The organism is Kribbella sp. NPDC050241 (genome assembly GCF_044459685.1).
Lineage (GTDB): Bacteria > Actinomycetota > Actinomycetes > Propionibacteriales > Kribbellaceae > Kribbella.
In genome coordinates this window covers 636,534-657,216 of record NZ_JBITJE010000003.1, presented here as the reverse complement: position 1 = coordinate 657,216, position 20,683 = coordinate 636,534, and the positions used below count along the sequence as shown (strand labels likewise).

General features: G+C 69.1%; 20 protein-coding genes. 7 read left to right on the top strand and 13 right to left on the bottom strand.

The window, feature by feature from the left end; genetic code table 11:
• Positions 1 to 95: 95 nt before the first annotated feature.
• From disA to ACIBG5_RS17800, 9 genes are all read right to left on the bottom strand, one after another.
• Positions 96 to 1,151: a DNA integrity scanning diadenylate cyclase DisA gene (gene disA, locus ACIBG5_RS17840; RefSeq protein ID WP_393381159.1), complete on the bottom strand. Its 1,056-nt coding sequence runs from the start codon at positions 1,149 to 1,151 to the stop codon at positions 96 to 98.
• Between the two features lie 220 nt (positions 1,152 to 1,371).
• Positions 1,372 to 2,310 (bottom strand): beta-ketoacyl-ACP synthase III, encoded by a 939-nt coding sequence (locus ACIBG5_RS17835; RefSeq protein WP_396392595.1) that lies wholly within the window; start codon positions 2,308 to 2,310, stop codon positions 1,372 to 1,374.
• 523 nt (positions 2,311 to 2,833) lie between these two features.
• Positions 2,834 to 4,234, bottom strand: a complete 1,401-nt coding sequence (gene radA / locus ACIBG5_RS17830; protein WP_360449775.1) for a DNA repair protein RadA — start codon at positions 4,232 to 4,234, stop codon at positions 2,834 to 2,836.
• A 34-nt stretch (positions 4,235 to 4,268) separates the two neighbouring features.
• Positions 4,269 to 5,597, bottom strand: a complete 1,329-nt coding sequence (locus ACIBG5_RS17825) for a hypothetical protein (protein WP_396392594.1) — start codon at positions 5,595 to 5,597, stop codon at positions 4,269 to 4,271.
• Positions 5,594 to 7,366 (bottom strand): sugar ABC transporter permease, encoded by a 1,773-nt coding sequence (locus tag ACIBG5_RS17820; RefSeq protein WP_396392593.1) that lies wholly within the window; start codon positions 7,364 to 7,366, stop codon positions 5,594 to 5,596. The genes ACIBG5_RS17825 and ACIBG5_RS17820 overlap by 4 nt, the downstream gene beginning before the upstream one ends.
• The gene (locus tag ACIBG5_RS17815; RefSeq protein ID WP_396392592.1) at positions 7,366 to 8,622 is read right to left on the bottom strand and encodes an ABC transporter substrate-binding protein; all 1,257 of its coding nucleotides are present in this window, start codon (positions 8,620 to 8,622) and stop codon (positions 7,366 to 7,368) included. Before ACIBG5_RS17815 ends, ACIBG5_RS17820 begins: the two co-directional genes overlap by 1 nt.
• A complete protein-coding gene (locus ACIBG5_RS17810; RefSeq protein ID WP_360449765.1) occupies positions 8,615 to 9,178 on the bottom strand; it encodes a hypothetical protein in 564 nt (187 codons plus the stop codon). Before ACIBG5_RS17810 ends, ACIBG5_RS17815 begins: the two co-directional genes overlap by 8 nt.
• Positions 9,179 to 9,281: 103 nt before the next feature.
• A complete protein-coding gene (locus ACIBG5_RS17805) occupies positions 9,282 to 9,977 on the bottom strand; it encodes a class I SAM-dependent methyltransferase (RefSeq protein ID WP_396392590.1) in 696 nt (231 codons plus the stop codon).
• A 4-nt stretch (positions 9,978 to 9,981) separates the two neighbouring features.
• On the bottom strand, positions 9,982 to 11,211 hold the full coding sequence (locus ACIBG5_RS17800) for an MFS transporter (RefSeq protein WP_396392589.1): 1,230 nt from the start codon (positions 11,209 to 11,211) through the stop codon (positions 9,982 to 9,984).
• Between the two features lie 98 nt (positions 11,212 to 11,309).
• On the opposite strand from ACIBG5_RS17800, the gene ACIBG5_RS17795 reads away from it, so the two are divergent.
• Both ACIBG5_RS17795 and ACIBG5_RS17790 read left to right on the top strand, forming a co-directional pair.
• Positions 11,310 to 12,734, top strand: coding sequence for a beta-N-acetylhexosaminidase (locus ACIBG5_RS17795; protein WP_396392588.1), 1,425 nt, complete (start codon positions 11,310 to 11,312; stop codon positions 12,732 to 12,734).
• Positions 12,735 to 12,869: 135 nt separating this feature from the next.
• Positions 12,870 to 14,276: a wax ester/triacylglycerol synthase family O-acyltransferase gene (locus tag ACIBG5_RS17790; protein WP_396392586.1), complete on the top strand. Its 1,407-nt coding sequence runs from the start codon at positions 12,870 to 12,872 to the stop codon at positions 14,274 to 14,276.
• Here ACIBG5_RS17790 and ACIBG5_RS17785 read toward each other — a convergent pair.
• From ACIBG5_RS17785 to ACIBG5_RS17775, 3 genes are read right to left on the bottom strand one after another with little or no spacing between them, the layout of a single operon-like run.
• Positions 14,273 to 14,752, bottom strand: coding sequence for an SRPBCC domain-containing protein (locus ACIBG5_RS17785; protein ID WP_396392585.1), 480 nt, complete (start codon positions 14,750 to 14,752; stop codon positions 14,273 to 14,275). The genes ACIBG5_RS17790 and ACIBG5_RS17785 overlap by 4 nt on opposite strands.
• A complete protein-coding gene (locus tag ACIBG5_RS17780; protein ID WP_396392584.1) occupies positions 14,749 to 15,096 on the bottom strand; it encodes an ArsR/SmtB family transcription factor in 348 nt (115 codons plus the stop codon). The genes ACIBG5_RS17785 and ACIBG5_RS17780 overlap by 4 nt, the downstream gene beginning before the upstream one ends.
• Before the next feature lie 58 nt (positions 15,097 to 15,154).
• Complete coding sequence (locus tag ACIBG5_RS17775; protein WP_396392582.1) at positions 15,155 to 15,787, bottom strand: VOC family protein; 633 nt, start codon at positions 15,785 to 15,787, stop codon at positions 15,155 to 15,157.
• Positions 15,788 to 15,863: 76 nt separating this feature from the next.
• Here ACIBG5_RS17775 and ACIBG5_RS17770 point away from each other — a divergent pair, with 76 nt between their 5' ends.
• The gene (locus ACIBG5_RS17770) at positions 15,864 to 16,814 is read left to right on the top strand and encodes an NAD-dependent epimerase/dehydratase family protein (RefSeq protein WP_396392581.1); all 951 of its coding nucleotides are present in this window, start codon (positions 15,864 to 15,866) and stop codon (positions 16,812 to 16,814) included.
• Here the strand turns inward: ACIBG5_RS17770 and ACIBG5_RS17765 are convergent.
• On the bottom strand, positions 16,807 to 17,547 hold the full coding sequence (locus ACIBG5_RS17765; protein ID WP_396392580.1) for a hypothetical protein: 741 nt from the start codon (positions 17,545 to 17,547) through the stop codon (positions 16,807 to 16,809). The two genes, ACIBG5_RS17770 and ACIBG5_RS17765, sit on opposite strands and share 8 nt — an antisense overlap.
• Positions 17,548 to 17,631: 84 nt before the next feature.
• Between ACIBG5_RS17765 and ACIBG5_RS17760 the strand changes: the two genes are divergently transcribed.
• Genes ACIBG5_RS17760 through ACIBG5_RS17745 form a run of 4 tightly spaced genes read left to right on the top strand, consistent with a single transcriptional unit; the run spans position 17,632 to position 20,643 of the window.
• Positions 17,632 to 18,564, top strand: coding sequence for a Ppx/GppA family phosphatase (locus ACIBG5_RS17760; RefSeq protein ID WP_396392579.1), 933 nt, complete (start codon positions 17,632 to 17,634; stop codon positions 18,562 to 18,564).
• Positions 18,565 to 18,569: 5 nt separating this feature from the next.
• The gene (locus ACIBG5_RS17755; RefSeq protein ID WP_396392578.1) at positions 18,570 to 19,421 is read left to right on the top strand and encodes a sugar phosphate isomerase/epimerase family protein; all 852 of its coding nucleotides are present in this window, start codon (positions 18,570 to 18,572) and stop codon (positions 19,419 to 19,421) included.
• Positions 19,418 to 20,056: a TetR family transcriptional regulator gene (locus ACIBG5_RS17750; protein ID WP_396392577.1), complete on the top strand. Its 639-nt coding sequence runs from the start codon at positions 19,418 to 19,420 to the stop codon at positions 20,054 to 20,056. The genes ACIBG5_RS17755 and ACIBG5_RS17750 overlap by 4 nt, the downstream gene beginning before the upstream one ends.
• Positions 20,056 to 20,643 (top strand): HD domain-containing protein, encoded by a 588-nt coding sequence (locus ACIBG5_RS17745; protein ID WP_396392576.1) that lies wholly within the window; start codon positions 20,056 to 20,058, stop codon positions 20,641 to 20,643. Before ACIBG5_RS17750 ends, ACIBG5_RS17745 begins: the two co-directional genes overlap by 1 nt.
• Positions 20,644 to 20,683: the final 40 nt, after the last annotated feature.

The window sequence follows — 20,683 nt, the reverse complement described above, 5'->3', positions numbered from 1 at the left end:
GCGAAATGTTCCGTGTGGAGTATTACTCGCCGTACCCCGGAAACGCAAGCGCCCCCGGGCTCGGTCACGAGCCGGGGGCGCTTGGTGGCAAATGGTCAGACGTAGCGTTCGAGGATGCTGGATTCGGCCAGCCGGGACAGGCCCTCGCGGACCGTGCGGGCGCGGTTCTCGCCGACGCCCTCGACCGTCTGCAGGTCGTCGATACTTGCCGCCAGCAACTTCTGCAGATGGCCGAAGTGATCGATCAGCCGGTCGATGACGGCGCCCGGCAGGCGCGGCACCTTGGCCAGCAGGCGGTAGCCGCGCGGGGTGACGGCGGCGTCGAGCTGCTCGGCGCCACCCAGCTGCAGGGCCCGGGCGACCTGGCCGATGTCGAGCAGGTCCGTGGGGCTGACCGCATCCAGCTCGAGCAGTACGTCGTCGGCCGTCTTGGGCCGGCGGCCCGCGGCCGGTGGCAGGTAGTCGCGAACCACGAGCTCACGTTCGCCGGCGACACCGGCGACCAGCTCGTTCAGCTGCAGGGTGAGCAACCGGCCGTCGGTCCCGAGCTCGACGACGTACCCGTCGATCTCGGTGGCGATCCGGCGGACCATCTCGAGCCGCTGCGCGACAGCGGCCACATCCCGGACCGTGACGAGGTCCTCGATCTCCAGTGCGGACAGGGTGCCGGACACCTCGTCGAGGCGGAGCTTGTATCGCTCCAGAGTGGCCAAGGCCTGGTTGGCGCGGGACAGGATCGCGCCGGAGTCCTCGAGCACGTAGCGCTGGTCGTCGACGTACAGCGCGATGATGTGCATCGACTGTGACACCGAGATCACCGGGAACCCGGTCTGCCGCGCGACCCGGTCGGCGGTGCGGTGCCGGGTGCCGGTCTCGTCGGTGTGGATCGACGGGTCGGGCATCAGGTGCACGGCGGCGCGGATCAGCTGGGTGGCGTCGCGGTCGAGGATGATCGCGCCGTCCATCTTGCTCAGCTCACGCAGCCCGGTCGCGGTGAACTCGACCTCGATCTCGAAGCCGCCGGTCGAGATCGAGTCGACGGTCTTGTCGTGACCCAGGACGAGCAGGGCGCCGGTACGCCCGCGCAGGATCCGTTCCAGGCCTTCGCGCAGTTCGGTACCCGGTGCCACCGCCGCGAGGGTCGCGCGCATCCGGGCGCCGGTGCTGTTCTTGTCGGAATTCGGAGCCACGGAACCTGAGTCTATGCGGTCACGCCGCTGCGTTCGCGCCGAAGTACCCGGCGACCGGTCGCTCGGCAGGTCAGGTCGCGACGGTGTTCGCCCGTGCGCGTGCAGCCGCTCGTGCATCCGGACCGTGCAGTTCCGGTTCCCCGCGTGAAACCCGACCTTCCGGGGTACGGCGTCTGCCGCGTCAGGGGCAGCGGATGACCTGGCCGGCGTACGACAGACCACCGCCGAAACCGAACAGCAGCACCGGCGCGCCGGACGGGATCTCGCGCCTCTCGACCAGCTTGGACAGGGCGATCGGGATGCTCGCCGCGGACGTGTTGCCGGACTCGACGACGTCCTTGGCGACCACCGCGTTGGTCGCGCCGAGTCGCTTCGCGAGCGGCTCGATGATGCGCAGGTTGGCCTGGTGCAGCACCACGCCGCCGAGATCCTCGGGCTCGAGCCCGGCCTTCGCGCAGACCTGCTGGGCGATCTCGGGCAGCTGGGTGGTGGCCCAGCGGAAGACGCTCAGGCCTTCCTGCTGGAACGGGCCTTCGCGGCCCTCGATCCGGACCGCGTCCGACATCTCCGGCACCGAGCCCCAGACCACCGGACCGACCTCGCGCTCGTCGCTCGCGACCACCACGGCCGCGCCGGCACCGTCGCCGATCAGCACGCACGTCGTGCGGTCGGTCCAGTCGGTCCAGTCGCTCAGCTTCTCCACGCCGATCACCAGCGCCTTCGTCGCGTCGCCGGCCCGGATGGCCTGGTCGGCCATCGCCAGTGCGTAGGCGAAGCCGGAGCATGCGGTGTTCACGTCGATCGCGGCCGGGTTGCCGAGGCCGAGGCGGGCCGCGACCCTGGCGGCGATGTTCGGTGACCGGTCGATCGCCGTACAGGTGGCGACCACGACGTAGTCGATCTCGTCCTTGTCGAGGCCCGCATTGGCCACGGCCTTGTCGGCCGCGCGCCAGGCCATTTCGTCGACGCTCTCGTCGGGCGCGGCGATGCGGCGTTCGCGGATGCCGACCCGGCTCTGGATCCATTCGTCACTGGTCTCGACCATGGTGGCGAGCTCGTCGTTGGTGAGCACCCGCTCCGGTTGATAGTGGCCGAGCGCGACAACTCTGGATCCGGTCATCTCGAGTGCTCCTGAGGTCATCCGGCAACGCCGGGCAGTATCCCAGGTTCAGCACTGAACCCGGCGGGGCGCCTCAAGACTACGTTCCGTCCACCGCGCCCCGGCAGCCCGCGTCTCATCCCTTACCGGATCTTGTGGGCAGGGACTCACCCCCGACTCGTCCCGCCCCACAACCCCCATCACCCCTCCACGCGGACTTGCCCGCCAGGTCCTGGTCGCCACCGCGTCCGCCATCGCGCGCGAGGCCGCGCCAGGCCCGCTGCCCAGCGCGCAGTGGCTGGCGGCGTACAGCTCGACAGGAGGTGTCCAACGAATGCCGGCTGATGAGCACACGGCACCGTTGGAGCACGCGCCCGCGGAGCACACACCTCCTGCCGAGCTGTACGCCGAGGTCCCGCCCAGAGAAACGTGGAGCCGCACGCCCGGGAACACGTGGACCCGTCTGGGGACACGCGGGGTGGCGTGGTCCCCAGGCCGGCGGGAAGCGCGGCGACGGAGAGAGGGAGAGCGCGCGGGGTTGGTGTCAGGTGAGGCCGGCGGCCAGGAGGGCGGAGGGGAGGTCGGGGGCGGCGAAGGTGCGCAGGCCGTACTTGGCCTGGATGTCCATCGGCTTGAGATCCTTGCCGCGGTTGGGGACGTCGGCGGGGACGATCGCCTTGGTGAAGCCGAGGCGGGCGGCCTCGGCCAGGCGCTTCTCCAGGCCGCCGACGCGGCGCACCTCACCGGCCAGCCCGACCTCGCCGATCGCGATCAGGCCGGGGTGGATCGGGCGGTCCATCACCGAGGACGCGACCGCGATCGCGACGGCCAGGTCGGCCACCGGTTCGGTGATCTTCACGCCTCCGACGGTGGCGACGTACACCTCCTGGTCGGTCAGCTTGAGGCCGACCCGGTTGCCGAGGACGGCGAGAACCATCGCGACCCGGGACGACTCGAGTCCGGAGGTGGTCCGCCGCGGCTGTGGCGCGGCGGACGGGCCGACCAGCGCCTGGACCTCGGCCAGCAGCGGCCGGCGGCCCTCCATCATCACGGTCACGCACGTCCCGGCGACGGGCTCGGCGTGCTCGGAGACGAACAGGCCGGTCGGATCGCTCACCTCGACGATCCCGGTGTCGACCATGTCGAAGCAGCCGACCTCGTCGGACGGACCGAACCGGTTCTTCGTCGCGCGCACCATCCGGAACCCGGAGTGCCGGTCGCCGTCGAAGGCCAAGACGACGTCGACCAGGTGCTCGAGCATCCGCGGGCCGGCGATCGCGCCGTCCTTGGTCACGTGGCCGACGAGCACGACGGCGATGTGCCGCTCCTTGGCCAGCCGCACCAGCGCGCCGGTGACCTCACGCACCTGGGTCACGCCGCCAGGAGCGCCGTCCACCTCGGGATGCGCCATCGTCTGCACCGAGTCGATCACCAGGAACGTCGGCTCGACCGCGTCCACCTGGCCGACCACCGCGGACAGGTCGGTCTCCGCCGCGAGGTATAGCTCGTCGACCAGCGCGTCGGTCCGGCCGGCTCGCAGCCGCACCTGGGCGGCCGACTCCTCACCCGACACGTAGAGCGTGCGCTGCCCGCGGCGGGCCGACTGCGCGGCGACCTCGAGCAGCAGCGTCGACTTGCCGACCCCGGGCTCGCCGGCGAGCAGGATGACGGCGCCCGGCACGACGCCGCCACCGAGAACGCGATCGAGCTCGGCGATGCCGGTCGGGCGGGACTCGGCCTCGATGACGGAGACCTTCGCGATCGGCATGGCCGGCGACGACACCGGCCCGGCGCTGATCCGGGAGGCCTTCGGCGCGCCGACCTCGGCGACCGTGCCCCAGGCTTGGCATTCACCGCAGCGTCCGATCCAGCGCGCCGATGTCCACCCGCACTCGGTGCACGCGAACTGCGGCTTCGCCTTCGTCGTCCCCGTCGCCTTCGCCATGCGGAACAACCTAGGCGAACCCGCCGACAAAACGTCAGCGGCTGAGCGTGAAGTGATCCCGCACCCGGTCGAGCAGCCGGCGGATCCAGCTGGCCGTGACCCCGGCCCCGCCGTCGTCGTCGACCTCGGGTGGCTGACCGTCCTCCTGCGCGGCTCCGAGGTACTTCGTCAGCAGTTCACTCTCCGACGTCCGGAGGTCGGCGCTCCGTTCGAGCAACGCCCGGGCCTGCTGCTTCCGGCCGGCCACGACCTCTGCCGATCCGAGGTGCTGCAGGCAGCGGGCGCGGCCTTCGCTCTCGTCGATCTCCGAGTAGAGGTGTTCCGCATGCCGCCACATCCGCTTGGCCTCGTGCGGACTGCGTTGCATCCAGGCCGCTACCCCCATGAGCTCGGACGCGTGTGCCTGGCCGCTGATGTCGCCGGCTGCCCGGGCACGTGCGACCGCGGGCCGGAGTTGGTCGAGTGCCTCTTCCGGCTCCAGCTGGTACAGGTTCACGATCGCGCGGTTGATGAGGATCGCCACTTCGGCAGCCAGGTCAGGGCCCGGCCGGTTGAGGCGCGCGTCGTCCAACCGGTCCCGCGCGTTCAGCACTGCCTCGACCCGGTCGTTGCCCGCCGGCGACTGTTCTGCGCGGGCCAGGTGCAGCAGCGCCCGCTCGACCTGCCGGCGAGTCGTCAGCGCCGCCGCGGTCCGACTGTGGGTCGCCACGTTGTCCGAGACGCCCAGCCGTGTGGTCGCGCTCTCCACATCACCTAGCAGTCGGTACGCCGTCGCCTCGCGAGCCGCAGCGAGTTCCGCGAGGTCGCGGCGGCCGCATGCTTCGGCAACGGCCGACAGGAGTTCGCTGAGCTCCAGCAACGGGAGGGGCTCGGACCGGCGCAGGTACCAGACCTCCAGTGCGTCGCAGATCCGGGCGAAGTCGTCCGCGATGCCTTCGCGTGGCTTCTCGGCCTGCAGGAGTTCGCGCAGTTGCGGCTCGTTCAGTGAGTACCACTCGGCCGCCGCCATACCGCCGGTGTCGGAGCCGAGCGCGATCATCCACTGCTCGGCCTCCTCCGCCGCTGCACGCAGCTCCGGCGCCGCGACGACTGCCACAGCCTCTTGCCGCCGTCGCTTGTACGCCGCCAGCACGGTCGGCGCGTAGTACGCCGCCCAGATGAGCAGGAACAGGAACGTCAGCGAGAGGCCGACCACACGGACCCAGCCGCCGCTGTCGAGACTCTGCGACAACCGCTCGCCCGCAAGACCGGACAGCAACGCCGAGGCGAGTGCGCTGATCCCGAAGAAGTCACCCCGCCGGCGGCTTTGGCGTGGTTTGTCCTCCAGCTTGGGTTGCTGGTCGCCGGAACCTCCAGATGTCATGGCCGACTCCCTGCGGTCAGTCCACGCACCACTTTCTGCCAGAACGTCAGCATCAGTACGGCGGGCACAACAGACGCGACCACAGCGGCAGCAGCGACGGTCCCGCTGGACGCGGAGAACTGCCGAGCCTCGCCCCACAACACCAGCGACAACGGCGTCGTACCAGGACCACTGATCAGGAACCCGACGATGAAGTCGTTCCACACCAGTGCGAACTCCAGCACCGCCACAGCGATCAACGCCGGCCGATAGGTCCGCTGCACCGTTGCCAGTACGGCGCTCTGTCGCGCAGGACCCAGCAATGCCTCAGAAACCAGGGCCGGTGGAGCAGAGGCGAACGCGGACCGCAGGAGCAGGACAGCGAACGGCAGACCGGCGGCCGCATGGACCAGTGCCAACGCGATCCGCGATCCGGCCAACCCCGCTGCACCGATCGCATCCTGCAACGGAGCGGCGTACATCTGGACCGGGGTCACCGCGAGTACGACGAACACGGCCATCACCACACGGCCCAGCCACTGCGGCAGACCGCCCCATGCGACCAGATAGGCCGTCGGTACGGCGATCACCAGGAGAACTGCTGTGGCTGCGCCGGCAATGAGGACTGTCGACAGCAAGGCCCGGAACAGGCCGATGTTCGCGGCAGCACTGAACGACGAGAAGCCGAGACCGGACAGCGACCACCACCCATGCAGACCGGCCTCACGTGGGGAGTGGAGAGCAGTGGCGACCAGCACCACGGCAGGGAAGATCCACACCAGGCTGACTGCGAAGCCGACGATCCACCCGAAGCGGCGTACCAGCTTGCTGGGTTTCGGACGGCCCAGCGTCGGATCCGGGGTCACCACAGAGACCGGCATCGCCCAGCGGCGTCGGCGCAGGCCGCGTACGCCGATCACGGCGACAGCTGCCACGATCGCGAACAGCACCACACCCAGCGCCGCCGTGCGACCCGAGTTGGCGCCGTTCGCGTTCGCGCGCCACCAGTTCAGGCCGAGCACGTCCGCGGAGCCTTGCATGGAACCAGGTACGACGATCAGGACCAGGTCGAAGACCCGAACCGCCGCGATGACAAGGGTCAGCGTCACCACACCGGTGATCGGCCGGAGCAGTGGGATCTCCAACGCGAACAGTCGTCGCCAGCCGGTGACACCCTCGGCGGCGATCGTGCGGGTGACGTCGTCCGGTATCGCGTCCAGGCCGGCGCGGAACAGCGAGACGACGTACCCGAGCCAGGTCCAGCCGAAGGCGGACACCAGTACGAGCCAGAACAGGCCGGGGCCGAGCCACACCGGGCTCGTGCCGAACAGCCGCGTCCAGACCGCGGTCACCGTGCCGCGCTCCGGCGCCGGGTCGAAGATCAACCGGAACGTCGCGCCCGACACCAGCACGGACACCGCGAACGGGATCACCAGCGCAGGCTGCAGGAACGACGTCAGGCCGGGCAGCCGATAACTCAACAGGGCAAGGAAGAACCCGACCACGACCAGCGCGAACGCGACCAGCACCCAGGCCAGACTGTTGCCTACGGCACGCAATGCGCCGGGGTCGCCCATCACCGCGAAGTTGCCGAACCCGAAGCCGCTGGTGGTCCGGAACGCCGCCACCACAGTCACCCCGATCGGGATCAGCAGCAGGCAGCTGAGCAACAGTGCGGGGAGCCCCAGCAGATACGGTCCGGCCGGTCGCCGCGGCTTGCCGGCCACGGGACGGCCGCTCACCTCGCGGCCGACGATCTCCAGTGACAGACCGTTCGTCTGCAAGCCCATCAGCTCTCCACCTCACGCAGTTCGTTCACCGCGTCATCGACAGCCCGCGGTACGACGGCACTGCCGCGATCGCCGATCCTGATCAGGAAGTCGGTGAGCACTCGCCACAGTCCGTTGATGCCACCAACGGGTCCCAGTTGGTCGGACAGGTCGAACTGGAGAAGTCCGTTCGGCGCGGTCAGTTGTTCGGCCAGCCGGGTCAGCTCGGGGGAGTAGCCCGACACCCGTCCGTCGACCAGGAAGCCGCCCTGTCTGATCCACGGGTCCACCGCGGTCGGTGCGGACAGGCGGCGGACCAGATCGACTGCGTCGTCACTGGAGGGCTTCGGCAGCACCATCACGTCGCCTCCGACCACGACCGGCGCGGCGGCGCCCGGCGCGAGTGCCGGGAACGTGAACACTCCGATGTCGTCCGGATCGGCCGCGAACGAACGCACTACCGGCTCAGCGAAGTCGGACGCCAACACCATGGCGGCACGGCGATGGCCGAACACCTCGACGATCGCGTCCGGGAACTGCTGCACGAGTGAGCGCTTCACACCGCCGGCCAGCGCACCCGGAGCGGACCACATGGATCCCAGCAAACGAAGGGCTGCGGCGAACTCGGGTCGTCGTGACGGCCGCGGCTCCGTCGCTGTCGCCAGCCCTGCATAGACGGCAGGCGCTATGCCCAGCAGGACGTTCTCGAGAAAGTCGGTGAGCACCCAGCCATCACCCGCGGCCAGCGAGAGTGGCCGGACACCTGCATCCGACAGTGTCTTGTTCAGCGTCAGCCAGTCCGACCAGAGCTGTGGCGGCTCGACGCCGACCTCCCGGAACACCGAGGGCCGGTACCAGACCGCTGACTTGTGTGCCGTCTTGAACGGGACGCCGTACGTCTTGCCGTCGTACACGAGCAGGTCTTTCCAGAGTCGTGCCCGGCCGGGGTCCGCCACCTCGTCCGGGATGGCCTGGAGGTCGTTGCGCTCGTTGCGTTCGCGCGGGACCAGTCCGGGCTGCGGCAGCATCACGATGTCCGGCCGCCGGCCGGAGCGGGCCCCGAACGCAGTGGAGATGTCGTCGCCCAGCGGCACGACCTCCACCGGATAGTCCAGCTTGCCCAGACCGTCGAGTACGTCGTGGAACGCGTGCAGCTCCTGACCGCTCCAGCTCACCGCCACCCGCACACTGCGCCGGAGTCCCAGCACGTCGTTCGAACAGCCCGCGACCATGAGCGTCGCGGCGGCTCCCAGGAACGCTCTGCGGCTACTAGGCATCGCGGAAGCCCGTCGTACGGCCGGAGTCGGTGGTGATCAGCAGCACTGCGGCTCCGTACAGCTCAGGGGGTGGTTCCTCGGGCGGGTGGTGAAGCCGGAGCAACGATCCCCACGTCGGCAGGCCGGCTGCGTCCTCCAGCACGATCAGCCTCGGGTGTGCGCGGAGTGCACGGGCCACACCGGCCAGCCGGCGACGGCCTGGCGTGATCTCGTGCGGATAGCGATCCAGTACGTCGTCCAGTCCGCAGTCTCCTGCGGTGACGAGGCTCTCCTCCTCCGCGGTCTTGCGGGTCACGCGGTGCCTCACGATGTGGCCGTGGACGACGTTGCCGAGCACCGTCAGGTGTGGCAGCAGTCCCCCTTCGGCAGGCACCAACCGGACCGGATCGCCGATCTTCACCACTGCATCGGCCGGTGGATCGTCCGCACCGGTCAGTACATCGACCAGCCGGCGTGCCGCAGCGGCCGACGGCATCACCAGCGCTCGCTGCTCGCCTACGTCGATCCGGACCTTCTCCGGCAAGCCGGGGACCTGTTCGAGCAGCAGACCGTCCATCCCTGGCTGGCGCCTCCCCAGAAGACCCGTCGAGTGGTTCGTCAACCCTATGGGGAGTGGAGGTCTGTTCGCAGGGCCGTCCGGGTGTCGTTTCAGAAGAGGTTCAGAAGGTCCGGCTCCACAGGTTGATCGCGTAGTCGACCTCGACCCCCGCATGCGATGCGATGATCCGCTCCGCGTCGGCCGGCGTGAACTCGATCCGGATCACTGCCTCGAGGTCCTCCCGGCGTTCGAACCGCCAGCCCATGTCGAGTTGCGTCCGCTGCCAGCCTCGCGCGGTCCAGAAGGCCTCCACCTCCGCCGCCTTGATCTTCGGGTACGACTCGGTGAACCAGCGCCCGAACGTCGACCGGCTCCCGTCGTTGTCGATCACGAACGCGGTCCCGCCGTGCCGCATCACCCGGTCCAGTTCGGCCAGCCCCGGTTCGCAGCCCGGCCCGAAGAAGTACGCCCAGCGCGCGTGCATCACGTCGATCGTCGAGTCCAGCACCGGCAGCCGCTGCGCCGTACCCTGCCGGACCTCGACGTTCGGCAGGTCCTTGGTACGGCGCTTGGCCGCGTCGGCCAGTGCACCATGCGGCTCGACTCCGATGACCCGGCCCGCGGTCGCCGCGAACGTCGGCAGGTGGAACCCGGTGCCGCATCCGATGTCGAGCAGCGTCGCGCCGGCCCAGTCCCGGATCGCCCGCATGGCCGGCTCGATCACCCCGTCAGGATCGACGGCCCGGTTCTCGACCTCGTAGACCTTCGGGTGATGCCAGATGTTGGGACTCGGAATCCCACCTTCCGCGATGCTCACACCGCTAGGCACTAGTTGCTGCCGGCACTGGTCTGGTCGTGGCGGCCAGGAGTGCGATCGGGATCAGGAGCATCCCGCAGAGGACGGCGAGCCAGTGGAAGCCGAGTACGGCGAGGATCGGGCCGGCTGCCGTACCTGCGATCGAGGCGAACGCACCCATGGTCAGGTCGGACAGGCCCTGAGCCGACGTGCGGATGTCCTCCGGCACCGAGCGGGTGAGCAGTGTGGAGCCTGCGACCAGACAGGCCGACCAACCGAGTCCCAGCAAGGCCAGTGCGGCCGCGGTCAGGCCGTGTGCGCCGTCCGGAGCCAGCGCCGCCACTGTCATGGCTGAGGCAAGCAAAGCCAGGCCGATGCCGATGGTCGGGATGCGGCCGAGGCGGTCCGCCATCCAGCCCATCACGGGCGAGAGGGCGTACATGCCGGCCACATGACCGCTGATGACGAAGCCGACGATGGTGAGTGAAGCGCCGTGGTGGCGCAGGTGCACCGATGTCATCGACATGACTCCGACCATCACCGCATGGGCGACCGCGATGGAGAGCAACCCCAGCCGGGCATGGGGGATCGACATCACGGTCCGGAACGTGGAGGCGAGTGGCTGCCGTTCGACCTTGGCTCTGGGGGTGCTCTGGTGCAGCCGCCGCAGCCCGAACCACACCGTGGCCAGACTGATCGCGAAGGCGATGACCGAGAAGATGTACGGGCCGGCGAGTGCCATGACTCCGAGCGACGTACCCACAGCGCCGCCGACACCGGTGAGGTTCGGCCCGACGACCACGCCGATCGTCGTGGCCCAGACGACCAGGGACAGCGAGCGGGCGACGTGTGCCGGGTCCGCCGCGTCGGTGGCGGCGTACCGGGACTGCAGGTTGGAGGCGGACCCGCTGCCGAACAGACAGCCGGCCAGCAGGAGCAGTGCGAGCGAGTCGATCTGGGCTGCCACGATGCTCAGGAGCGCACCGGTCGTAGCGATCAGGTAGCCGACCGCCAACGACACCCTCCGGCCGCGCGACCTGGCCAGCCCGGCCAGCGGTACGGCGAGCATCGCGGCGCCCAGAGTGGTCGACGTGGCGGCCAGTCCGGCCATCGAGGTAGACCCCGAGATGCTCTCGGCCAGCAATCCCGCGACCGCGAACCCACTCGCGACCGCCACGCCACCCACGACGTTGCTCACCACGAGCACCCGCAGCGTCGTTCGTTGCAGCTCGGCGGGTCTGGTGTCTGCGGTCACGGGCTCACCTTCTCATCAAGCTGACCGGTAAGGCAGCTCGATATGCTCGCTTATAGAATCGTCCTGACGTAATTCCACCCCCTGCCTTGGAGTTCCGGATGCCCGACATCGCGATCGTCCCTGCCCCGCGTGAACTCGCCGTCGACGAAGGCCAGTGGGTGAGCGGGGATCCCGCCGGCGAAGCCATCCGGGACGTGGTCGAGAACCTCGGCGAGACCGAGTACCGGATCGACGTGACCGCGGACGGTGCCCGCCTGTCGGCCGGCTCCGAGGACGCGCTCCGGCACGCGGAGTCGACGTACGCGCAACTGCTGGACGCCGCCGAGCCGGCCGAGGACGGCAAGGTCGCGGTGCCGGCGGTGCGGATCGCCGACGCGCCACGGTTCGCCTGGCGGGGCATGATGCTGGACGTCGCCCGGCACTTCATGCCGAAGGAGTTCGTGCTCAAAGTCATCGACGTGCTCGCCCTGCACCGGCTGAACACGCTGCACTTCCACCTGACCGACGACCAGGGCTGGCGGGTCGAGATCGAGGCCTACCCGCGGCTGACCGAGATCGGCGCGTGGCGGGACGAGACCATGGTCGGCAAGATGTCGCGCGGCCAGAAGGACTTCGAGTACGACGGGCAGCGGCACGGCGGCTTCTACACCAAGGACGACCTGCGCGAGATCGTCGCGTACGCCGCCGAGCGCGGCATCACCGTGGTCCCGGAGATCGACCTGCCGGGCCACATGCAGGCCGCGATCACGGCGTACCCGGAGCTCGGCAACAACCCGGAGACCCAGCTGACCGTCCGTCAGTACTGGGGCATCAGCGAAGACGTACTGAACGTGAACGACGCGACCGTCGAATTCGTCAAGACCGTGCTGCGCGAGGTGCTGGAGATCTTCCCCAGCCCGTACATCCATCTCGGCGGCGACGAGTGCCCGTCGGTGCAGTGGGGCGTCTCGGAGGAGGCGCAGAAGCGGCAGGCCGAGCTCGGGCTGACCGAGCCGGGGCAACTGCAGGGCTGGTTCACCGAGCAGGTCGCGTCGGTGCTGGCCGAGGAAGGCCGCCGGCTGGTCGGCTGGGACGAGATGGTCGACACCGACTGCCCGAAGGACGCGGTCATCATGGCGTGGCGGAGCGCGCAGCGCGGGGAGGTCGCGGTGAAGGCCGGCCACCAGACCGTGATGGCGCCGTGCGAGTCGGTGTACTTCGACTACCATCAGGGCGACCCGGCGACCGAGCCGCTCGCGATCGGCAACTTCATCCCGCTGGAGAAGGTCTACGACTTCGAGGTGATCCCGGCCTCGCTCACCGAGGAGGAGGCGGCCCTGATCGTCGGCACCCAGTGCCAGATCTGGACCGAGTACATGCCGGACGAGCAGCAGGTCGGCTACATGCTCCTGCCGCGCCTGTCCGCCTTCGCCGAACGCGCCTGGGGCTCCCCGCGGACGTCGTACGACGAATTCCTCACCCGCCTCCGCCCCCACCTGGCCCGCATCGAGCGCATCGGCGTGAACTACCGTCCTCTCGACTGAGGTCGCAGGTGCTTCTGCTTCAGTTGCTGACGGGAGAACAAAATCTCCGTAAGCGCTGTGGGCAGGGGTAGACGGACCGGGCCCCGATGGCGACGATGAAGCGTCGGGGATCCCAGGTCGGGAGCGGGAGGGACCATGACCGCGGTGGGACCGCTGGACGCGATGTTCTTGCTCGGTGAGAGCCGTGAGCAGCCCATGCATGTCGGCGGGTTGATGGTGTTCGAGCTGCCTGAGGGCGCCGGACGGGACCACGTGTTCCCGGAAGGTTCCCGGGACTACGTGGCGCAGCTGTACCACGACATGGTCGCGGCGCCGGCGGTGAATCCGTTGTTCGCCCGGCGGGTGCGGAACCGGGCGCTCGACCTCGGCTACTGGTCGTGGGAGCAGGACGACGACATCGACCTCGAGTACCACGTGCGGCTGTCCGCACTGGCGCGTCCGGGGCGGTTCCGCGAACTGTTCGAGCTGACCAGCCGCCTGCACGGGACGCTGCTGGACCGGCATAGGCCGCTGTGGGAGATGCACCTCATCGAGGGCGTCGAGGGCCGGCGGTTCGCTCTCTACAGCAAGATCCACCACTCGCTGCTGGACGGCGTCACCGCACTCCGCTGGATGCAGGACACCCTCACCACCAACTCCGACACAACAGACATGCCCGCCACCTTCGCCCTCCCGGCGTCTGCTCCGGGGCCGATCCCGTCAATCGGGTTGTTGACGGCGGCCGGTCGCCTGCCAGGCAACACCGTCAGGGTGTTGGCTGATCTTGCCGGCCTCACGCCTGTCGGGTTGAAGAGTTTGCTCCGGACTGTGCAGGCGGAGCATTCCTCGGTCGTGTTCCAGGCGCCGCGGACGATCCTCAATCAGCCGATCACCGGAGCGCGGCGGTTCGCGGCGCAGTCGTGGCCGATCGAACGGTTGGAGAAGGTCCGCGCGATCACCGGGGCGACGCTGAACGACGTGATGCTGGCGATGTGTTCAGGTGCCTTGCGCAACTATCTGCTCGAGCTGAACGCCCTTCCGGACAAGGCGTTGACGGCGATGGTGCCGGTCTCCCTGCGCGGCGGGGCGGACGCGCCCGGCGGCGGCAACGCGCTGAGCACCTTGATTGCCGACCTCGCCACCGACGAGGCGGACCCCGAACAGCGGATCCGCCGCATCATGGCCTCGACCACGTATGCCAAAGGCGTGCTGTCCGAGCTCAGTCCGTTGCAGCGACTGCTGGTCGGCGCTCTCGGGTTCGGCGTCGCCGGTCCCGCGGCGGTTCTCCCCGGCGTGGCCGGCCGTACGACGCCGCCGTACAACGTCGTCATCTCGAACGTGCCCGGCCCGGCCGAGAGCCCGCTGTACTGGAACCGGTCGCGCCTGCTCGGCATGTATCCGGCCAGCATCGTGCTCAACGGCCAGGCGCTGAACATCAGCGTCACCAGCTACGACCACCAGTTGCACTTCGGTCTGACCGGCTGCCGCCGGACTGTCCCGCACCTGCAACGGCTGCTGACGCAGCTCGAGGTCTCATTCGCCGACCTCGAGAACATCCACTAAAGCAAGGCGTCCATCTGGCTGACGCCCTGTTCCAATCCGGTGTCCATACCCATCTGGATGAGTTGGTCCATCTGCTCGCGGGTGCCGAAGGCCGCCCGCAGTTCCATCCGGGTGCCGCCGTCGTACGCGCCGAGGTGCAAGTGCGTGGTGGTCGCCGGCATCCCGGCGGCCGGGTTGCCCTCGGAGTCGGCGAACGAGTCGACGAACTCCATCGCCGCGGGCGGGTCGACGGCGACGATCTGCCAGCGGCCGTGGAACTTCTCGCCTTCCGGGCTGGTCATGTAGTAGAACACCTCGCCACCCGGCGTCAGGTCATGCTCGATCACCGTCGCCGGGTACGTCGGCGGGCCCCACCACCGCTCGAGTTTTCGCGGATCCGCCCACAGCTCCCACACCTGCTCCACGCTCGCGGCGAAATCCGCGACCAGGGTCAGGGTCAGTGCGTCGAAGTCCTTGTCAACGCTCGTGACACTCATGTGTTGTCCCTTCGCTCCGGTGTGCTCTCGGTCAGCAGGTCCGTCATCCGGTCCACGCGACCACGCCAGATCGCCTCGAGTTGGTCGAGTGCGTCCCGGGCCCGCCGTACGGCGTCCATTTCACTGCGCACCAGCTGCTCGCGCCCCCTGCGTTCCTTGGTCACCAGCCCGGCCCGCTCCAGTACCGCGACGTGCTTCTGCACCGCCGCAAAACTCATCGGATACGCCTCGGCCAACCGCGACACGGACGCCTCTTCCATCAGACACCGCCGTACGATGTCGCGCCGCGTCGAATCCGCCAACGCCGCCAGCAACCCGTCCACGACACCATCATCTACAACCATTTGGTTGTACGTTAGCCCGGCGACAAACCCCGGTCAACCACAAGCCGCGGATCTGGTGCTAGAGGCGGACGACGCCGTTGGGGGTCTGGAAGACGGCGGCTACCAGGCCGGGTTGGCCGTTGGGGCCGACCCAGGCGACGTCCAGGTCGTCCAGGAGGTGGTCGGCGGGGTGGCCGATCCAGTCGGTGACTCGGTGGGGGTCGCCGGCGATTTCCAGCGCGGTGAGTCTGACGCCCTTGCCGCCGACCGACGGGTGCTCGGTCAGGTCGTCCCAGTGCACGAAGAACGGCAGCTGCGGGTCGGCGATCAGGCCCTTCACGCCGATCTGCCGCCAGGTCAGGTTCACCCCGTCAGGGCGGTGCCGGTTGCCCGGCGCGGCCTCGCGGCCGAGACGCTGCTCCATCCGCGCCATGTCGCGGACCGCCACCACCCAGCCGAGCCAGCCGCCGCCCAGCTCCTTGCGGGCACGGACCGCCTGGCCGAACGGCGCCTTGTCCGAGGCCGGGTGGTCGAGCACGTCGACGACCTCGATGTACCGATCGTTCTCCAACGGCAGGATGTGGTTCACCGTGCCGAAGCGCGGGTGCACACCGCCGTCCACGAACTCCGCCCCCAGTTGCGCGGACAACCGCTCGAGCGTGGCCTTGCAGCCGTCAGGGCCGCACGCGTACGACAGATGATCCAGACGCATGCCAGTCATTGTGTCCCCACCCACCGACACTCGTGGTCCCCGGGGTGTGTCGGGCCCACGTTCTAAGCTCTGCACCATGCGTACGGTCGTCATCGGAGGAACTGGCCACATCGGTACTTACCTGGTCCCGGAGCTCGTGCGGCTCGGGCATCAAGTGACCGTGCTCAGTCGTGGCGAACGGTCGCCGTACCAGAGCGATGGCCGCTGGAAACAGGTCGAGTTGGTCCAGGTCGACCGCGCCGCGGAAGATGCCGCAGGCACCTTCGGTGAGCGCGTGGCCGGGCTCGAGCCGGACATCGTGATCGACTTGATCTGCTTCACCGAAGACAGTGCGAAGCAGCTCGTCGAGGCCGTACACGGGAAGATCCAGCACCTCCTGCACTGCGGCACGATCTGGGTGCACGGGCCGAGCATGACCGTGCCGACCACGGAGGACGCGCCGCGCGGGCCGTTCGGTGACTACGGCATCCAGAAGGCGGCGATCGAGCGCTACCTGCTCGACCAGTCCCGCCGTACCGGCCTGCCCGCCACGATCATCCACCCCGGCCACATCTGCGGTCCCGGCTGGACTCCGATCACTCCGGCCGCCACCTTCAACCTCGAGGTGTACGAGAAGCTCGCCCACGGCCACGACCTGCTGCTGCCGAACCTCGGCCTGGAGACGATCAACCCGGTGCACGCCGACGACGTGGCCGGCATCTTCCTGGCCGCGATCGCCAGCCGCTCGACCGCGATCGGCGAGAGCTTCCACGTGGTCGCGAGCGATGCGGTGACGCTGCGCGGCTACGCCCACGCGGTCGCCGACTGGTTCGGCCAGGAGGCCCGGCTCGGCTTCCTGCCGATCGGCCAACTGCGCGAGCAACTGTCGGAGCGGGACGCGGGAGCCATGTGGGACCACGTCGCGCACAGCCCGAACTGCTCGATGGCGAAGGCCGCCAGACTGCTCGGCTTCCGCCCGCGCTACTCGGCGATCGAGGCTGCCCTGTCCGGCATCGAGTGGCTCGTCGACAACGGCAAGATCACTTAGACGCCGGGTGGGGCAGCAACGGCCGGGCTGCTTCCAGATGCTGCCGGCACAGATCCGCGAGTACGTCGTACGCCTTGTGGCCCATCAAAGTCTGGAGCTCGACCCGGCTGGACTCGAAGACCGCCTCGACGGCGATGTGCGCCTCGGTGTTGCCGGTGCAGTACCAGTCCAGGTCGTGTCCACCCGGTCCCCAGCCACGCCGGTCGTACTCGCCGATGCCGACCTCGGTGTACGTCGTACCGTCCGGGCGCTCCACCTCGCGGAAGGTCCGGCGGATCGGCAACTGCCAGCAGACGTCCGGCTTGGTCTCGACGAAGTGCACGCCCTTCTTCAGCGCCAGCCCGTGCAGCGCACAACCGCCGCCACCGGCGAAGCCCGGCCGGTTCAGGAAGATGCAGGCACCCTCCCAGACGCGGGTCTTGCGGTCGCCGTCGTCGTCGGTCTCGACCCAGCCGTTCTTCCGGCCCTCCTTGCGGAACTGCCAGTCGTCCTTGGTCAGCTCCTTGACGTACTGCTTGACCCGCTTCTCGTCGTCATCGTCGGAGAAGTGTGCTCCGAGGGTGCAACAGCCGTCGTTCGGTCGGCCCTTGTAGATGCCGCGGCAGCCACCGCCGAAGATGCAGGTCCAGTTGGAGGTCAGCCAGGTCAGGTCGCAACGGAACACCTGGTCGGGATCGTCGGGGTCGATGAACTCGACCCAGGCACGGGGGAAATCGAGAGAAACCTCAGGCACCTGGAAAGCGTACGCGCCCCGGCGCACAGACAGTGAATGCAGACGCCGACGCGCGGTACTCCCGCAGTCCAGTAGCGTGTTGGTATGCGGCTCGGCGTACTCGACGTGGGATCCAACACCGTCCATCTCCTGGTGGTGGACGCGCATCGTGGTGCCGCACCGTACCCGGCGTACTCGCACAAGGCCGAGCTGCGGCTGGCCGAGCACCTGGACAAGGACGGGAAGATCGCCCAGTCCGGGTCCGACGGATTGGTGTCGTTCGTGAAGGAAGCCTCCGAACTGGCCGAGGACAAGGGCTGCGAGTCGGTGCTCGCGTTCGCCACGTCCGCGCTGCGGGAGGCGCCCAACGGCGACAAGGTGCTGGACCGGGTCCGCGCCGAGACCGAGGTCGACCTGCAGGTGCTCAGCGGAGAGGATGAGGCCCGGCTGACGTTCCTGGCGGTACGTCGTTGGTTCGGCTGGTCGTCCGGCCGCCTGGCGGTGTTCGACATCGGCGGCGGTTCGCTGGAGATCGCTGCCGGGTCGGACGAGGAGCCGACCGTGGCGGTGTCCGTGCCGCTCGGGGCCGGTCGGCTGACCCGGGAGGGTCTGTCCCAGGACCCGCCGGGCAAGGACGAGGTCAGGGCACTGCGCAAGCGGATCCGGATGGAGATGGCCGCTGTGGCCGGGCCCGTACTGCGGGCAGGCAAGCCGCAGCAGTCGGTAGCGACCAGCAAGACGTTCCGGTCGCTGGCGCGGATCTGCGGTGCGGCGCCGTCCGACGACGGGCCGTACGTGTCGCGCGCGCTCAGCCGCGACGATCTGGCCGAGTGGACGCCGAAGCTGACCAAGATGGCCGCGGCCGAGCGGGCCGACCTGCCGGGGGTCTCGATCGGCCGCTCGTCGCAGCTGGTCGCCGGGGCGCTCGTCGCCGACGCCGTGATGGATCTGTTCAACCTGCCCTCCCTCGAAGTGTGCCCGTGGGCGCTGCGGGAAGGTGTCATCCTGTCCCGGCTCGACCAGTTGCAACCGCGGTGAACCAGATGAACCCCAGTACGACCGCCAAGATCGGCCTGTCCACGGCCTCCGTCTACCCCGAGTCGACCGCCAGCGGGTTCGAGCTGGCCGCCCGGCTCGGGTACGACGGCGTCGAGGTGATGGTCGGCATCGACCCACTGAGCACCCAGATCGACGCGATCCAGCGGCTGGTCGACTACCACCAGTTGCCGGTGCTCGCGATCCACGCACCCTGCCTGCTGATCACCCAGCGGGTCTGGGGGACCGATCCGTGGGGCAAGCTCGAGCGCAGCGCCGAGGCAGCGAAGGATCTGGGCGCCGACGTGGTCGTCGTCCATCCGCCGTTCCGCTGGCAGCGGGACTACGCGCGCGGGTTCGTCGAGGGGATCGCCCGGCTCGAAGCCGAGACCGGCGTCGTCTTCGCGGTCGAGAACATGTACCCGTGGCGCGCGCCCGGTAAGGGCCTGCAGGCGTACGCGCCGAGCTGGGACCCGACCGAGCAGGACTACGCGCACACCACTCTGGACCTGTCGCACTCGTCGACCGCCGAGCAGGACTGCGTCGAGCTGGCCGCGACGATGGGCCGGAGCCTCACCCACATCCACCTGACCGACGGGACCGGCTCCGCCAAGGACGAGCACCTGGTGCCCGGCCGCGGCACCCAACGGGCCGCGGACCTGCTGGCCGGCCTGGCGAACCAGGACTTCCGCGGCCACATCATCATCGAGATCAACACCCGCCGCGCGACCAGCCGGTCCGAGCGCGAGGTGGACCTGGTCGAGTCGCTCGACTTCACCCGCAAGCACTTCGTCCGGACGTCGCGCCGGTCGTCGTTCGCGGTCACTCCCCAGGGCGAGATCTCGGAGCTCACGTCGTGAACGCCCGCGGCGGATCCGGCGGTACGGCGGAGTCCGGCGCGGCCCGTACGACGACCACCGGGCGGGCGGGGCGCCGTCCCGGCGGCCCGGACACCCGCGGCGAAATCCTCCGCGCGGCCCGGGAATCCTTTGCGGACAAGGGCTTCACGGCGACCTCCATCCGCGCGATCGCCCGGGAGGCCGCGGTGGACGCGGCTCTGGTGCACCACTACTTCGACAGCAAGGACGAGCTGTTCATCGAGGCGATGGCCATCCCGGTCGACCCGCGCCGGATCGCCGCGCGGATCATCGACGGTCCGCGCGACGAACTCGGCCGCCGGATCGCGACCGCGTTCCTCGGCGTCTGGGAATCGGCCGAAGGTCAGCAGCGCATGAAGGCGATCGTTCGCAGTGTGGTGAGCAGCGACGAGGTAGCCCGGATCATGCGCGAGGGCATCACCCGGATGATCATTCAGCCGGTCTCCAAGATGCTCGACGTACCCGACGCGCAGCTTCGCGTCACGCTGGTCGCGACGCAGCTCATCGGGCTCGCGATGGCGCGCTACCTGATCGAGCTCGAACCGGTCGCCTCCGTCGACCTGGCCACCTTGATCGACCGGCTCGGGCCTGTCCTGCAACTTCACCTGACCGGTTGATGCAGATCCCGACGGACCGCGAGATCGAGACCCTGCATCGCGATCACGCGCCTACCCGTGACGCCTTCGAGTCCGTGTACGAACACTGCCGGATCGTCTGTCAGCTCGCCTCGCAGTACTTCCTGTCGCTGGACGTCGACGCCGATCTGGTCCGCGCCGGAGCGCTTCTGCACGACATCGGCGTCTACCGTCTCTACACGGCTGGTGTGCTCGACACAGCGGACTATGTGCGGCACGGCGTACTCGGGCACGAGTTGCTGGCGGGTCTCGGGTTTGCGGAGACGATCAGCCGGTTCTGCTCTCGTCACAGCGGGGTCGGCATCACGCGGGACGACGTACTGCGGCAAGGCCTGCCGATCCCGGCGGCCGACTATGTGGCGGAGACGCGCGAGGAGGAGCTGGTCATGTACGCCGACAAGTTCCACAGCAAGCGGACTCCGCCGGTGTTCGTGAGCGGCGCGTCGTACGAGATCGCCGTCCGCCGGTGGGGTGAGGACAAGGCGATCGCGTTCGCCGACCTGAGGCACCGGTACGGCGATCCGGAGCTGGCGTCGCTGAGCGCTGCCACCGGATACGCGGTGATCTGAGGTAGCCCTGGTTGTTGCCACGCGTGTGGTTCCGCGCTAA

What these genes read in the sequence shown, in the direction of transcription:
- ACIBG5_RS17770 (WP_396392581.1), top strand. Translation starts at nt 15,864, where the DNA reads ATGCGTACGGTCGTCATCGGAGGAACTGGCCACATCGGTACTTACCTG.
- radA (WP_360449775.1), bottom strand. Translation starts at nt 4,234, where the DNA reads ATGGCGAAGGCGACGGGGACGACGAAGGCGAAGCCGCAGTTCGCGTGC.
- ACIBG5_RS17780 (WP_396392584.1), bottom strand. Translation starts at nt 15,096, where the DNA reads ATGGTTGTAGATGATGGTGTCGTGGACGGGTTGCTGGCGGCGTTGGCG.
- ACIBG5_RS17745 (WP_396392576.1), top strand. Translation starts at nt 20,056, where the DNA reads ATGCAGATCCCGACGGACCGCGAGATCGAGACCCTGCATCGCGATCAC.
- ACIBG5_RS17760 (WP_396392579.1), top strand. Translation starts at nt 17,632, where the DNA reads ATGCGGCTCGGCGTACTCGACGTGGGATCCAACACCGTCCATCTCCTG.
- ACIBG5_RS17795 (WP_396392588.1), top strand. Translation starts at nt 11,310, where the DNA reads ATGCCCGACATCGCGATCGTCCCTGCCCCGCGTGAACTCGCCGTCGAC.
- ACIBG5_RS17755 (WP_396392578.1), top strand. Translation starts at nt 18,570, where the DNA reads ATGAACCCCAGTACGACCGCCAAGATCGGCCTGTCCACGGCCTCCGTC.
- ACIBG5_RS17820 (WP_396392593.1), bottom strand. Translation starts at nt 7,366, where the DNA reads ATGGGCTTGCAGACGAACGGTCTGTCACTGGAGATCGTCGGCCGCGAG.
- ACIBG5_RS17785 (WP_396392585.1), bottom strand. Translation starts at nt 14,752, where the DNA reads ATGAGTGTCACGAGCGTTGACAAGGACTTCGACGCACTGACCCTGACC.
- ACIBG5_RS17835 (WP_396392595.1), bottom strand. Translation starts at nt 2,310, where the DNA reads ATGACCGGATCCAGAGTTGTCGCGCTCGGCCACTATCAACCGGAGCGG.
- ACIBG5_RS17790 (WP_396392586.1), top strand. Translation starts at nt 12,870, where the DNA reads ATGACCGCGGTGGGACCGCTGGACGCGATGTTCTTGCTCGGTGAGAGC.
- ACIBG5_RS17810 (WP_360449765.1), bottom strand. Translation starts at nt 9,178, where the DNA reads ATGGACGGTCTGCTGCTCGAACAGGTCCCCGGCTTGCCGGAGAAGGTC.
- disA (WP_393381159.1), bottom strand. Translation starts at nt 1,151, where the DNA reads ATGCGCGCGACCCTCGCGGCGGTGGCACCGGGTACCGAACTGCGCGAA.
- ACIBG5_RS17815 (WP_396392592.1), bottom strand. Translation starts at nt 8,622, where the DNA reads ATGCCTAGTAGCCGCAGAGCGTTCCTGGGAGCCGCCGCGACGCTCATG.
- ACIBG5_RS17825 (WP_396392594.1), bottom strand. Translation starts at nt 5,597, where the DNA reads ATGACATCTGGAGGTTCCGGCGACCAGCAACCCAAGCTGGAGGACAAA.
- ACIBG5_RS17775 (WP_396392582.1), bottom strand. Translation starts at nt 15,787, where the DNA reads ATGCGTCTGGATCATCTGTCGTACGCGTGCGGCCCTGACGGCTGCAAG.